Here is a 13,608-nt window from a genome sequence, read left to right as displayed (position 1 = left end):
GCCCCGAGGGGCCCGGGGCCGGTCAGGCCCCGTCCTCGACGTTACGCGTCCTCCGCGTCCTCCGCGTCCTCCGCCGTGTGGACGTCCGCCACGTCCTCCGCCTCCTCATCGGCGGTGAGCGCCGCCCGGCTGGGGTCGGCCCAGGCCTGCAGCGCGGACTTGCTGGAGAAGTTCGCCACGTCCTTGTCCAGCGGGCGGTCGGTGTACTGGTGGATCCGCCACTTCGCCTTGATGCGCGGCTTGCCCGCCGTCACGTAGTCCGCTATCCACAGGCCGTCACCGGCGTACGACGTGGTGTCGTGGTTGAGCCAGAAGTTCCGGTTGCAGTAGAGCATGACCCGGTGCGTGGGCCGCAGCTTCTTGACCTCGCGGATGAACCGGTCCTTCTCGGCGTTGCTGGCGCGGGTGCCGGAACCGGTGGTCTCCCAGTCCACGGCGAGCAGATCGTGCTTCTGGGACGCGCACTTCTCGACGAAGTAGCGCGCCTGTGCCGAGATATTGCCCGGCCACAGGAAGTGGTAGAAGCCGACGACGCATCCCGCCTTGCGCGCCCGGGACGCCTGCGAGGCCTGCTTCGGGTTGATGTACGACCGGCCTTCGGTGGCCTTGATGAAGACGAAGGCCAGTCCGTCCGCGTCGAACGTGGACTGGTGCGAACTCACGTCGATGCCGTGCAGCATGGCGCCTACCTCGGGTCAAGAACGGGTGAATACACGGGTGTTATTCCCCCTCTCGTACGCAGGACCCTACTGGGACGGGATCTCGATCCGCAGCCGTTCGGTGCCACACAAAGGGTGACGGGAGCGACGGGCGGGAGGAGAACGGGAGGAGAGGCGGACCCGAGGGTTTGGCCATCCCCCGGGCCCTGTGATGCCGCCCAACTGCGCACGCCCGCCCGGATGGGAACGGGTCAGTCTGATGTCGTCGTGTTCTTCCGTTGAACTACCGCTCCACGAAGCGGGGCGGGCCGGATTCGAACCGGCATCCGACGACCAAGCCCGTGCCCGGTCGGTGAGACGATCGGCGGCGAATGCTGAGGCTGGAGCGAGAATCTGAGATTGAACGCGTGCCACGGGCGCACGATCCGCTCGAAGACCGGGGGCTGAACCCGGCTACCTCCTGGGACGGACCGTCCCCTCTCGTGACCAAGTACTCGGGGAGGTGGTCAATACCTCCCAACGCAACCGCGTGCATCACGACGAGCTTCAGTATCAGCTTGCGCTCCTCGCGCACCCCGCACCGCCGCTTGACCCGGCGGCCGGGGAGTCCATGACGCTACCCGAACAGGTAGCCGAAGACCACCTCGCCCACGCGCTGATCGGTGACGTCGACGCCGTTGGCCTCCTCGCGGGCGTACTTGACGGCCTGCTGGAGCTTCTCCACCCGGTCGAGCACCTCATTGACGCGCCGCGCCGGAAGGGCGCCGGAGAACTTCACGGTCGTCCAGTAGCCGACCGGGATGTCCTCGTAGTACACCTCGACCTGCGCCGGGTGCTTCTCGGTGGCCTCCGCCTTCACATGGTTCCTGGGCACCTTCTTCGTACGGACGGTCCGCACGGCCTCGGTCTTCCAGCAGTCCGTCGACGGGTCGAGTGACCACGACTCGGCGGCGTCCAGGGTCGGCAGCCTGCGGATGAGGGTGGCGACATCCGTCAGCTGCTTCTCCAGGAACAGCAGATACGAGACCGGCACATCACGCAGCAGCGTGCGCCCCTCGACCTCGATGTCCGCGCGGGCCTCGCAGTTCGTCCAGTCCTTGGTGGCGGTCACATCGAACAGCCGGGTCAGCGTCGTCGCGGTCTCCCGAAGGATGTCCTCCGCCTTCACCTGCACCCGCGTCGACTCGGGCGGCAACTGCTCGCCCTCCTCGTCCTTCGGCTGATACGTCCGGGAAATCCCGGCCAGCAGCACCGGCTTGTCCAGACGGCGCTGGGACGCCGTCAGGTCCGCTTGCGTCTTGGACTTGACGCCCTTCTCCACTGCGATGATCTGATTGAGTTTCGCCACGTGAGGGACGCTAGCAGTGCGGAACTCCCGCTCTCGAACGATATTCGAGGCGGCCTTCGGGGGCGTTCAGGGGCCTTCGGAGGCGTCCAGGGGGCCTTCAGTGGGCCTTCAGGGGGCGTTCCCGTCCCCGCGGCGGGCGGATGGTCCGTGCGTACCAGGCCGACGAGGCCACCGCCGGCCCGGCCGCGAGACCGGCCACGGCGATGAGAAAGACGATGATCAGCCAGGTCAGAAGGGTGAAGACGGGGCCGAGCGGGCCGAAGTCGGCCAGGCTGCGGGCCATGGCCACGGGCATGATCAGCCGGGAGAGGTAACCCAGCAGGACGGTTCCCACACCGGCGAACACGGCGCCCGTCAGCAGATGGGTCCAGGTGACGCGGCCACTCAGCAGGAGATGCTGGGTCCACCACCACAGCAGAACGGCCGACAGCAGGGACAGCGCCAGCCCGGAGACGATGCCCGTACCGAACCCCCTGCGCACCGGTGCCTGGACGAGGAGCACCGCGAGCCAGACGAGCAGCCACAGCAGCCAACGCCACGCCGTCACGCGCACCGCCGCCCTGGGCAGCCCCCAGCACCGTTCGCAGATCGCCTGGAGCGCCCTGCTGAACGCCGTCGCGGACACCAGGGCGACCAGCAGTCCGACGACCCCCGAGGTGTTCTTGGCCGTTCCCGGGGTGGTGAACGTACGGCGTACCTCGTCGAGAACGTCACCGCGCACGCCCACCACCGAGCGCAGGGAGTCGGCCAGGAGGTTCTGCAGCTCATCGGGGACGAAGGCCGCCACCGCCATCAGCAGGGGGAGGGCGGTGAGGAACGCCTGGGCGGCCAGCCGGGTGGCGGCCTCCACCACGTTCACCGCCACCAGCCGCTCCAGGAACCGGGCGGCCGGACCGCCGCCGATCGCGGTCGAGACGGCCTCCCACAGCGCCCGCGGCTCCCTCATGGCATACCGCCCGGCCGCCCGGCCGTCAGGGATCCCCGAGACGGCCGCCCGTCGCGGGGCCGCCCGTCGCGGGGCCGGACGCCGCTGGGCCGCCCGTCGCGGGGCCGGACGCCGATGGGCCGTCCACCGCACGCCCGGACGCCCCGGCGAGGATGCCGAGCAGTGCCAGGACCCCCACGACGATGCCGAGGACGAGCCCGACGGACGCCGGAGTGGGGTGATTCCACAGCACCAGGGCCAGCGCGCCGCCCGTGATCACCACGCCGGTGGTCCAGGCCCGATGGGTGTCCAGCCAGCGGCCGAATCCCCCGGTGCGGGCTCCGACGCGGGCCAGGCCCCGGCCGATGGCGCCGGTGCCGCGCGCCGCGGCCGAGCGGACGACGCGGGCCCCGCGCCCGGGGCCGTACAGATACGCGGCGAGCGCGGTGACGATCGCGACGACGAGAAGGGTGCGGGTGCTTTCGCGCAGGAAGCGTACGAGCGTGTCGAAGATGAAGGCCGCCGGGCCCCGGGGCAGGGTCGTGGGCGGGACGGAGTCCAGATAGACGCCGCGCACCACGGCCAGGCCGACCAGCAGCGCGATCATCATCACCGCCGTGCCGACCCCGGCGGCCAGCAGCGTGCCCCGATGTGCGGGGGAGACCCACACGGCGAGCGCGGCGAGCACGATCGTCACGGCGGGCAGCCAGGTGCCGACGACGTCGAGGAGACGCATCGCGCCCTGTGCCTCGTCCAGCTTGTCCGTCCGCACCAGCGTGAACTGCCGGTCGATGTGCGGGATCTTGGCGGCCTTCTCGTAGCCCGCCCGGACGAGGTGCTGTTTGACGTTGTCGACGAGGGTGCCGATGTCCAGGACGATCGCGTTCCCGCGGGCCTGGACCGCGCTGGTGCCCTCACCGGTGAGGACCTTGACGACGGCGGCGTGGGCGCGCCGGTTGGCCGCGTCCCACACCAACGGGAACTGCTCGCTGGTGATCACCTTGTGGACCACGCGGTGCACGGCGTTGGTGAGGGCGCTCTCCAGCGGCCCGCCGAGCATCCGGGTGCCGTTCACGACGACGGTCGGGGCTCCGGTCTTGTCCAGGTTCCTGGCGAGGTGGGCGGTGATGGCGGGCACGTCGACCCGGTCGACCACGCGTTTGGTGAGCCGGTTGGTGACGGTGGACTGGACACCGGGGTTCCTGGCGATCGGGGCGACGGTCTGGACATACCGGTGGGGGTCGGTGATCTCTTCGTGCAGCCAGGTGGCGACGACGGCGAGTGGGGAGAGCAGGATCGCCAGGACGAGCAGCACACACGCGCCCGCGTGGCGAAGCCGCCGGTGACGTACGGCCGCCGCCCCGCGCAGCCGCTCGTACTCCCGCCGCTCGCTCCCGCTCAGCGGGTGCGGCTCGGCGGGGCCGGAGGCGTCGGTGGACGGATCCATGGGACCTCCCTCGCGCGGGACGGAGGGAAGCGCCACCGGGCGGAGGCGCCACCGGGGAGTGGCAGCGTCACGGCGCTGGTCGCCCCGGCGGGCGGCGCATCTCCTCGATCCGCGGTCCGAGGCTCTGGAAACGCGACGACGGGCCGTTTTGATTCACGGCCGGGAGCGGGGAGCCGGGAGCGGGGAGCCCACGTGGACGTGGGGCGGCGTGGTGGCGAGCCCGGCGCGGGGTACCCGTGGGACCGCCCTTCCCGGCGCCCACGCCCCCGGACCGGGGTCACTGCACCGGGAGGTCACTGTCCGGGGAGGTCACATGATGTCGGCGGCGCCCTGGACGGCGCGCCTGGCCCTGGTCGCGGGCGCCATGGCGGTGGTGATCCTTCTCCTGTTCGCCGGGGCGCGGAGCGTGGTGCTGGTCGCGGTGGGGGTGGGCGGGACGGCGGTCACGCTGGCGGGTGTGTGGTGGACGCTCGTCCACAGAGGGCCGGTCAGGGTGCTGGCCGCCGTGCTGGCGGTGGCGGCGCCGGTCGCCGTTCTGGTCCTGTACGCGCTGGCCGGGCTGTTGTGGGTGGTGCTGGTCTCCCTCGCGCTCTGGGCGCTGGCGGTCGCCTCGGGGCGGTTCGCGCTGGCGGAGGCGACCGGACCCCGGCGCCCGAGGGAACACCGGGTCGCACCGCCGGAACGGCCGTTCCTGATCATGAATCCGCGCTCCGGCGGCGGGAAGGTCGGCCGCTTCGGCCTGCCGGAGAAGGCGCGGGCGCTGGGCGCACAGGTGGCCGTCCTGGACCCGGATCACCCCGCCGACGTGGCCGGGCTCGCCCGCCGCGCCGTCGAGGATGGCGCCGATCTGCTGGGCGTGGCGGGCGGCGATGGCACGCAGGCGCTGGTGGCGGGTGTGGCGGCCGAGCGCGGTGTCCCCTTCGTGGTGATCCCCGCCGGAACCCGCAACCACTTCGCCCTGGACCTCGGGCTGAACCGGGACGACCCGTCGGCCTGCCTGGACGCGCTCACCGACGGTGTCGAGCTCCGTGTGGACCTGGGCTTCATCGGTGAGCGCGTGTTCGTGAACAACGCCTCGTTCGGTGCCTACGCGGCCGTCGTCCAGAGCCCCGCCTACCGCGACGACAAGGTCCGCACCACGCTTCAGCTCCTCCCCGACCTGCTGACCCACGAGACGGGACCGGATCTCGTGGTGAGGGCGGGAGAGCTCGTCATGGACCGGCCACAGGCCGTCCTGGTGAGCAACAACCCGTACCGCGCGGGCGATCCGGCGGGCCTGGGGCGGCGCGAGCGGCTGGACTCCGGAGTCCTCGGCGTGCTGGCCGTCACGGTCGACTCGGCCGCACAGGCGGCCGGGCTGCTACGCGGCCCCAACGCGCCCGGAGTGGTATCCGCGACCGCCGAGGACGTCACCGTCGAAACGCGGGAGCCGACCGTCCCGGTCGGGGTGGACGGCGAACCCCTCACCCTGCGGACTCCCCTCCATTGCCACATAGCGCCGGGCGCCCTGCGCGTACGGGTCCCGAGACACCGCCCGGGGGTCCGGGCCGGCAGACCGGCCATGGACTGGCCCAGAGTGCGGCGACTGGCGCTGACCACCGTAAGGACGGCGGCGGGGCGCGGACCGCGTCGATCACGGTTACGGCGCGTCCGGGCGCCGCGCGCCGCCGTCCCCGTCCGCCGGGAAACGGAGGGCCCCGGCGTCGGCCGTCCACTCGACCCCGCCTCGCTCCGGCCGGAGGAACGCGACGCGATCGCTGGTCATCCGGTGGTCGAAGCACAACTCGGCGACGCCGTGCACCGCCTGCACTACGCCGGTACGGCCGCTGGCCGGGTCGTACGCCACCTGGCCGAGGGCGGGCGCTGGGGGCTGGTCGGGCTGTGACTGACGGAGCTGGTGGCTCATGCGATGCGTCCTTCGGGCTGCCGGGGGATGCGGACGGTGTGGGCGGGGTGGCGTCGGCGCAGTACCTCGTAGTCGGTGGCCTTGCTGTGGTCCCCGGCTTGTTTGGCCTGTTCGCGCAGTGCCGCGTAGTGGCGGCAGGTGGGGCAGGTGTCGTTCAACGGTCACTCTCCGATGGGTGTGGGCGGCTGGTGGCGCGCCGTTGGAGGTCTCCGGGGAGCGCCCCGCAGAACAGGACGTCCGGAGTCCCTCCCACCGACGTCTCGGCCGCGCCCGCCGAACTCCAGCCACGTCGCCGCGCCACTTCCCGCATCTCGCGGGTGACCCGGTCCGCGACGCGATGTCGGGTGGATTCGGTGATGTGTTCGGAGGGAAACACCATGGGGGGTTCTTCCTGACCTGGATGTGTCTTGCGAGCTTTAATCACTCTGTGTACTCCCAGCGTTGCCCTGAGGGGCCGCGCGCAACAGGGATCGGGGCACACCAAGAGGCTTGGGGTGAGGGGAGAACCACAGGTGAGTGAGGCCAAGGAAGGCCAGGAACCGTCCACCGGGGCGGCGTTCCTAGGAGCCGAGGTACGGACCTGGCGGATGCAGGCGGAGCTGAGCCAGCGGGAGTTGGGCTTGAAGGCCAACTACGGGCAGCAATATGTGGCCAAGGTGGAGGCGGGTGAGCGCCTGGCCAGCCTCGAGTTCGCCGACGCGTGCGACCGGGTCTTCGGCACGCCGGGCCTGTTCGCGCGTCTACGGAAGCGGGCCAGCCAGCACGGCTATCCGGACTGGTTCGTGCCGTACGTGCAGTTGGAGCGGCAGGCGACGGGTATTTCGAACTACTCGGCAGCGCTCGTCATGGGCATGCTGCAGACGCCCGAGTACGCGCGGGAAGTCTTCCAGGCGGTGCATCCCCGGAAGAGCACGAGCAAGATCGATGGGCTGGTGGATGGGCGACTGCGGAGGCGGGAGGTGATGGAGAAGGACATGCCTCCGCTGCTCTGGTGCGTCCTGAACGAGGCGTGCTTACGGACTGCGGTAGGTGGCCCAGGGGTTATGGCCGCACAGCTCGCCCACCTCATGGAGGAGGCGGAGTCTCCGCACATCACCCTTCAGGTACTACCGTTCGCGGTGGGGGCACCCGCGGCGTCAGAGAGTTACACGCTTCTGACGTTCGACGAAGGGCCCAACGTCGCCTACGTGGACACGGCGATGGCAGGCCAACTGATCGATTCACCGGAAGCAGTGGCGAATGCGACAGCCACGTACGACTGGCTGCGGGCTGCGGCTCTGCATCCCGAACAGTCACTGTCCATGATCCGTAGTGCAATGGAGGAATACACCCGATGAGGATTGCCCTCGACCTGTCCCGTGCTGAGTGGGTCAAGTCCAGCTACAGCAACGGTAATGGAGGTGAGTGCGTGGAATTCGCACCCGGCATAGCCACCACTGCCGGTGTCGTCCCCGTCAGGGACAGCAAACACCCGGCAGGCCCCGCCCTCGTCTTCCCCGTGGAGGCGTGGACTTCGTTCACGAGCGCCGTGCGCAGGGGAGAGTTCCCGGCCAACTGAGGCGCCGGTCTTGGTCGATGGGCGTCAGGCATGGTCAATCGTTGTGGCGATGCCGGACGCCCCGAGAAGTTCAGCAAGCAGGGAAACCTCTACCAGGGTTCCCCGATATCCCTCTTTCCCGGTGAGCTCCTTGGCCGATTGCTTTGCCTCGCCGATAGATACCCCGAAGGCATTGCGGAACGCTCTGAGGACCTTTCCTCCTGAACTGATCGGCCCCTCGACCCGGAGTCGCCGATACCCGTGCTCGGCCAGGATGGGCCGCCGCACTTCGTCCGGAGCGACGCCCCAATCACCGTCGTGCGAAACGCCACAGTCGTCGCAGGCCCACTCAAGCTCCCAACGGAGCCTGCCCTCCTTCACCAATTGCACCGCCCACCCTTCGCACGGTCGACCGCAATCGCCACACGGCTCAATGAGCCTGGCTGCCTGCTCAATCATCGCCAGCCTCGCATTCTCATGTATCTGTCCACCGTTTCATAGAATTGCGCGGACATGCCGGAGCCGTCGCGAGGGTGATGTGTGCCACCGGGGATGCCGCGCCCGTACCAGCGGTGGTGGAGTTCCTCATGCACGAGTGTGTTACGCAACTCGTCCCTGCTGGCAAATGACTTCCATCCGACTTGAGTGCCCACATTATTTTTGGCGATTCCCGTGCTTGCCCAGGGACTGTACCGGGGTCGATGCGTGAACCGCAGGTGCTGGAAATCCTCTCTGATCATGGCGTCGATCGCCCGATTCCGTGACCGTGCCGTCTTGCCGGTCACATGGCTCAGGTCCTTCGTCCAGACATTCCCTGTGCCCCTCTGCTCATCCTGTATGAGCGCCCCCGGACCGGGGCGGCATGGCGCGAGACCGTCAGGGTCCAGCGAAACATGAGGATTGTGGACGTACGTGAAGGGGTTGGGGGCTGGGGCGAGGCCCAGGGGGTCGGGGGTTAGGTAGCGGGCGGAATCTGGGTCGTAGTAGCGGTGGAAATTGTAGTGGTGGCCGGTTTCGGGGTCGAAGTATTGGCCGGGGAAGCGGAGAGGGGTATAGGCCGTGCTGTCGGCGGCCCAGGTCGTGTTGCCCCAGAGGGTTGTGCGGGTGTGCCAGGCGGTGGTGCCTGAATCATCGATGAGTTCAGTGGGGGTGCCGATCAGGTCGGTGACGATTGCGAAGAAGCGGGTGTCGATTTCGCGTTGGGTGGTGGCTTCGGTGATGCGTTCGGTTTGGGCTACCGGGCACAGGCCGTCGTGGTCCCAGGTGAGAGTGACGGGATGGGGGAGGTCCGGGGTGGTGGTGGTTTGTTCCACCAGGGTGGGGCCGTCCCAGGTGAAATCCGTTTGTTCCAGGACGGTTTCGTCGTCGGCCGCGAGGCGTTGTTTGGTGGTGCGGCGGCCGAACGGGTCATAGAGGTAGCGCCAGACCGTGCCGTCGGGGGTGGTGACCGATACCAGGCGGTCTTCGGCGTTCCAGGTGTAGCGCCAGGTGTCGGGCTTCTTCGACAGGCGGGTTTTTTGGCGGAGGGTGAGGCGGCCCGCCGCGTCGTGTTCGTAGCGGACCGAGCCCGCGCCGGTGATGCGCGTGCCGGTGTAGGTGCGGGGGCCTGTCGCCTCCTGGGCGGGTTGTGTGCTCGGCCAGTTCGCGTGTGTTTGGTTGCCCGCTGTGTCGTAGGCGTAGGTCTCGGTCCAGTCGTGGGCGTGGACGGCGGTGACCCGGCCCACAACGTCGAGTTCGAAGGTGCGTCGGCCCGACCTGTGGTCGTCCATCGCGATGAGGTGGCCGTCGGCTCGATAGGCGTACGCCCGGTGGATATGGCTGGGTGCGCCGGTCAGTGATTGCGCGGTCAGGCGGCCGAGCCGGTCCCAGGTGCTGGTGAGGGTGAGGGCGTCGCCGATACGGCGCGTGGTTTCGCGGCCCGCCGCGTCGTGTGCCGAGGTGAGGGTGTGGTTCCCGGCGGTCAGGGCGGTGCGGTTGCCCGCCGCGTCGTAGCCGTAAGTTGTCACCGCTCCGGCCGGAGTGCGGCGGCGGACAAGCTGTCCTGCCGGGTCGTAGGCCAGGTGCAGGGTGCGGCCGCCCACCGTCTCGGACAGCATGCGGCCCACGGGGTCGTAGGCCCGGGTCAGCTCGGTGTCCGGGCCTACGGCCTCCAGGAGTTCTCCGGCCGCGCCCCAGCGGAAGGCCGATACCCGCCCGGCGGCGTCCTGGGTCACTATGCGGCCGAGCGCGTCGTAGACGTAGCCGGTGCGTTGGCCCAGCGGGTCGGTACGCGAGAGGAGTTGGCCCGCCGCGTCGTGTTCGTAGGTCACCCTTCGGCCGTCGAAGTCCGTCTCCGCTATCAGATGGCCTGCCGGGTCATAGACGTAATCCCACGTCAGCCCCTGGGGGTTGGTGACCTGGGTCAGCCGTGTCGCCGCATCGTAGGCGAACGTATAGCGGACCCTGTCCGGGCCCGTGCGGGCGGCCAGCAGGTCGAAGTGGGTGTACTCGTACACCGTCGTACCGCCGACAGGGTCGGTGTGGGTGGTGCGGTTGCCCTCGCCGTCGTACGTCCAGGACTCCGCCGAGCCATCCGGACCGGTGCGGCGCAGGAGTTTGCCCTCCGGGCTCCAGTCGTAGCGGGTCACCGCGCCCAGCGGGTCCGTCTCGGCCACGACGCGGCCGAACGCGTCCCGCTGATAGCGGGTCGTGGCTCCCAGCGGGTCGGTGATCTCGATGGGGAGCCCGGCCCCGTCGCAGCGCACCCGGGTCGTGGCTCCCAGCGGGTCGGTGACGGCGAGCAGACCTCCGCGCTCGTCGTAGAGGTAGCGGGTGGTGGCGGCGAGCGGGTCGGTGAGGGTGGTGCGGTTGCCCGCCGTGTCGAAGGTCTGGTGCCACACCGCGCCGCCCGGGTCGGTGATCCGCAGAGGGTTGCCCTGTGTGTCGAGCTCCGCGCTGATCTCGCTGCCGTCCGGCCGGATCACGGCCGTCAGATGCCCGTGCTCGTCGTAGCGCAGGCCGGTGGTGCGGCCCAGCGGGTCGGTTTCGGCGACCGTACGGCCCGCTTGGTCGTACATCGTGCGGCTGACCGCGCCGGACGCGTCGATCTCCCCGACGACCTGGTGCGCCTCGTCGATCAGATAGCGGGTGATCGCACCGTCCGGTGAGGTCAGGGCCGTGACCTTCAGGCCCGGGAAGTCCGGGTCGACTCCGTCGTAGCCGATGCGGAGGGTGTAGTGGCCGCCCTCGCCGCCCTCGGCGACGACCCGGTCCCGCTCGTCGTAGGCGTAGGAGTACCAGCGGTTGTTGGTGTCGATCCAGGACGTGACCCGTCCGGCCCGGTCGTAGACGAAACGCAGCGGCAGGCCCGAGGAGCCCGTGACCTCGGTGAGTTGGCCATCGGTGTAGCCGAAGCCCCTCACCCGTACGTCCCCCACCCACAGGCCGGTGATCCGCTCGTGCTCCGACGTCAGCCGCAGCCGGTAGCCACCGCTGTGGAGGATCTCGAGGGGGGTGCCGGAAGCGTCATAGGCGAAGGTGACGCGGTTGCCGTTGCGGTCGGCGATCTCCCGCAGCAGCGCCTGGTCATGGTGCGGGGTGAAGGTGCGGACGAGCCCGGCGTCCGGGTCGGTGAGGGTGTACGCACCGCCGTCCGCCGTCCGTGCCAGCGGCCACCGCGGACCCTCCGCGGGCAGGACCGCGGCGCCGCCCGGCACCGGATGCGGATAGGCCAGCAGCAGACCGTCCTCGGTGAAGAAGACCACGCCCTGCTCGTCGGACTCCAGTCGCTGGTCGGCCGTCGACGCCCAGGTCGGGCCGAACCACCGCCCGGCGCGGTACCCGGAGTCCACCCGGCGGGAGAACACCAGCGGCAGCACACCCGGCAGCTCCACATCCGTCTGCGGCAGGAACATCCGCCCGGTCGCCAGATCCACCGGATCGGTACGGCCGTGCCGCACCCGGTCCCAGGTACGGGAGAACACCCCCCGGCCACGGCTCCGGAGCGCACCGCGCGCCCACTGCGTCGCCTCACGCGCCGCCAGCCTGGCTCCGATGCGGGAGGCGACCGGGGCCAGGGCGCGCGGGGCGAGGCCCATCAGCAGGGACTCCGCCAGCCCTCCGCCCATGGCGAGCTCAAGCGGCAGCGCGTAGGGCATGGCGAACATGGCGAGGGTGAGGAGGAGGGGAAGGCCGGTCTCAAGGAGCTTTTCCAGGAGGAAACGATCGGTGCCAAGGATGTCGTAGCCGGCGAGCGGGGCCTCGCCGTCCGCGATGGCCGACCAGCGGGACAGCAGCAGGACGCCGACGACGAGCGAGCCCGCGCAGACGGCGATGCGGAACTGGACCAGGGCGACGGCCTCGCCCAGCGGGGCCGCGCCCGCGGTCCGATAGCCGCGTACGGCGGAGATCAGGCGCCACAGGGTCAGGGCCAGCCCGCCCAGACCGACGCCGACCAGAATGCGCAGCCCGGTACCCCCGGTGAAGTACTCCTGCAGATCCTTCGTGGACGGGAAGGAGCCCACCGCCAGATACGCCACGGAGGGGACGGCCAGCAGCAGGCTGAGCACCAGAAGCACCTTCTCGTGCCGCGGCCAGCGGAGGCGCTGCTCCCGGGCCCGGTGCCACAGCTGCCGTAAGGTCACGCCACGCCATGCCTCCTGGCTGTGGGTGGCGTCCATACGGTGGGTCCGCTCGACGACCGACTCGCGCAGCGGCTCCAGCGTCTCCGCGCGGATACGGGGGTGGGCCGTGGCGTACAGCAGCGCCCGGCGCCGCCGGGCGTAGCCCAGGGCGATCAACCAGGTGGCCGGTAGACGCAGCAGGGCGTACCCGGAGAGAGTTTCCAGGGCGGTCCGGCCCTGGCGCTCGGCCGCCAGCGCGACGTCGGGCGCGCGGCGCCGGCCCAGGCGGGACCGGCGCAGATCCCAGACCCACGCGGCGGCAAGGCACCCCAGGATGATCCACAGCCCCCACTCCCCGGCCAGCCGCTCCCGCCACTCCATCGCCGATTCATTGCCCTGGAAGACCGCGGCGTAATTGGTCACCCAGTGGATCGCCACCGCCCCGGCCAGCGGCACCAGTGCCGCGACCCGGGTCACTACGCGGGCACCACACCACAGCAGGCCCACCCCCAGCCCGGCCAGCGCGCTGGTGAAGATATGCGCCTCGTAGGGGAGTACCGGCCCTCCGACCTCGACGGTGCCGGTCGGTGCGGGGAACCAGCTGCCGACGATCTGCCCGGGGCCGGGAACATACGGGTGGTCGATCAGCCCCTCCGCGATCTGCCAGCCGCCCTCATCCAGGGGAACGGCCTTACCGGCGGACTCGGCGTACATCAGAAGCTTTTCCAGCAGACCGAATCCGGCCCCGGCGGCCCCGCCCAGCACCACGAAGTCCGCCAGACCCCACTGCATCCGCCGGCGCAGCGCCCACCCCGCGACCAGGAGCGGCGCGATCTTGATCAGCTCCTCCACCACCGGAGCCGTCGTCCACGACACCTCGTCCATGACGCCCGACAGCGACGTCCCCCTCGCGGTGGCCAACTGCCGTGCCACCACGAGCTCCAGCACCATCGAGAGCACACCGCAGCCGTAAGCGCCCACCCCGAAGGCGAGCAGCACCGTCGGCCACCGCGCCGTCCGCACCGGCCAGGACAGCAACAACAGTTGCAGCACGGCCCATATCGACGTCGCAGCCATCCAGAACGCCACGCCCCGCGCCCCCCCTCAACGTTGCCAGTGATCCGTCACGCTAAGTCGAACAGCGGTCACGTACAAGGGACTTCATGGTCCTGTGGATAACCGGCG

10 protein-coding genes are annotated in these 13,608 nt (G+C 70.1%); 3 read left to right on the top strand and 7 right to left on the bottom strand.

What is annotated here, in order from left to right; all coding sequences use genetic code 11:
- Positions 1-41: 41 nt before the first annotated feature.
- The 4 genes from JK364_RS13630 to JK364_RS13615 form a co-directional block, all read right to left on the bottom strand.
- Complete coding sequence (locus JK364_RS13630) at positions 42-680, bottom strand: glycoside hydrolase family 25 protein (RefSeq protein WP_201851076.1); 639 nt, start codon at positions 678-680, stop codon at positions 42-44.
- Between the two features lie 595 nt (positions 681-1,275).
- Positions 1,276-2,007 (bottom strand): DUF7873 family protein, encoded by a 732-nt coding sequence (locus JK364_RS13625; RefSeq protein ID WP_201851074.1) that lies wholly within the window; start codon positions 2,005-2,007, stop codon positions 1,276-1,278.
- Between the two features lie 97 nt (positions 2,008-2,104).
- Positions 2,105-2,953, bottom strand: coding sequence for a YhjD/YihY/BrkB family envelope integrity protein (locus tag JK364_RS13620; RefSeq protein ID WP_201851072.1), 849 nt, complete (start codon positions 2,951-2,953; stop codon positions 2,105-2,107).
- A 25-nt stretch (positions 2,954-2,978) separates the two neighbouring features.
- Positions 2,979-4,379, bottom strand: coding sequence for a hypothetical protein (locus tag JK364_RS13615; RefSeq protein ID WP_201851070.1), 1,401 nt, complete (start codon positions 4,377-4,379; stop codon positions 2,979-2,981).
- A 313-nt stretch (positions 4,380-4,692) separates the two neighbouring features.
- Here JK364_RS13615 and JK364_RS13610 point away from each other — a divergent pair, with 313 nt between their 5' ends.
- Positions 4,693-6,264 (top strand): diacylglycerol/lipid kinase family protein, encoded by a 1,572-nt coding sequence (locus JK364_RS13610; protein WP_307841261.1) that lies wholly within the window; start codon positions 4,693-4,695, stop codon positions 6,262-6,264.
- Positions 6,265-6,281: 17 nt separating this feature from the next.
- Here JK364_RS13610 and JK364_RS13605 read toward each other — a convergent pair whose 3' ends face one another.
- Positions 6,282-6,443, bottom strand: a complete 162-nt coding sequence (locus JK364_RS13605; protein ID WP_201851068.1) for a hypothetical protein — start codon at positions 6,441-6,443, stop codon at positions 6,282-6,284.
- 354 nt (positions 6,444-6,797) lie between these two features.
- Between JK364_RS13605 and JK364_RS13600 the strand changes: the two genes are divergently transcribed.
- Complete coding sequence (locus tag JK364_RS13600) at positions 6,798-7,622, top strand: helix-turn-helix domain-containing protein (protein ID WP_307841260.1); 825 nt, start codon at positions 6,798-6,800, stop codon at positions 7,620-7,622.
- A complete protein-coding gene (locus tag JK364_RS13595) occupies positions 7,619-7,843 on the top strand; it encodes a DUF397 domain-containing protein (protein ID WP_201851065.1) in 225 nt (74 codons plus the stop codon). The genes JK364_RS13600 and JK364_RS13595 overlap by 4 nt, the downstream gene beginning before the upstream one ends.
- 24 nt (positions 7,844-7,867) lie before the next feature.
- On the opposite strand, the gene JK364_RS13590 is transcribed toward JK364_RS13595, so the two are convergent.
- Together JK364_RS13590 and JK364_RS13585 are read right to left on the bottom strand one after the other, a co-directional pair.
- Entirely contained in the window at positions 7,868-8,212 is a 345-nt protein-coding gene (locus tag JK364_RS13590) for a hypothetical protein (protein WP_201851063.1), read from the bottom strand.
- Between the two features lie 65 nt (positions 8,213-8,277).
- Positions 8,278-13,500 carry a DUF6531 domain-containing protein gene (locus JK364_RS13585; RefSeq protein WP_201851061.1) on the bottom strand — a complete coding sequence of 1,741 codons (5,223 nt, stop codon included), beginning with the start codon at positions 13,498-13,500 and terminating at the stop codon, positions 8,278-8,280.
- Between the last annotated feature and the right edge of the window lie 108 nt (positions 13,501-13,608).

It is taken from the genome of Streptomyces endocoffeicus, assembly GCF_016741935.1.
Taxonomy (GTDB): Bacteria; Actinomycetota; Actinomycetes; order Streptomycetales; family Streptomycetaceae; genus Streptomyces; species Streptomyces endocoffeicus.
The sequence above is the reverse complement of the archived record's forward strand: the minus strand, read 5'-3'. Positions and strand labels throughout refer to the sequence as shown.

Coding starts and splice junctions, on each gene's coding strand:
- JK364_RS13630 (WP_201851076.1), bottom strand. CDS start 680: ATGCTGCACGGCATCGACGTGAGTTCGCACCAGTCCACGTTCGACGCG.
- JK364_RS13620 (WP_201851072.1), bottom strand. CDS start 2,953: ATGAGGGAGCCGCGGGCGCTGTGGGAGGCCGTCTCGACCGCGATCGGC.
- JK364_RS13615 (WP_201851070.1), bottom strand. CDS start 4,379: ATGGATCCGTCCACCGACGCCTCCGGCCCCGCCGAGCCGCACCCGCTG.
- JK364_RS13610 (WP_307841261.1), top strand. CDS start 4,693: ATGATGTCGGCGGCGCCCTGGACGGCGCGCCTGGCCCTGGTCGCGGGC.
- JK364_RS13595 (WP_201851065.1), top strand. CDS start 7,619: ATGAGGATTGCCCTCGACCTGTCCCGTGCTGAGTGGGTCAAGTCCAGC.
- JK364_RS13585 (WP_201851061.1), bottom strand. CDS start 13,500: ATGGCTGCGACGTCGATATGGGCCGTGCTGCAACTGTTGTTGCTGTCC.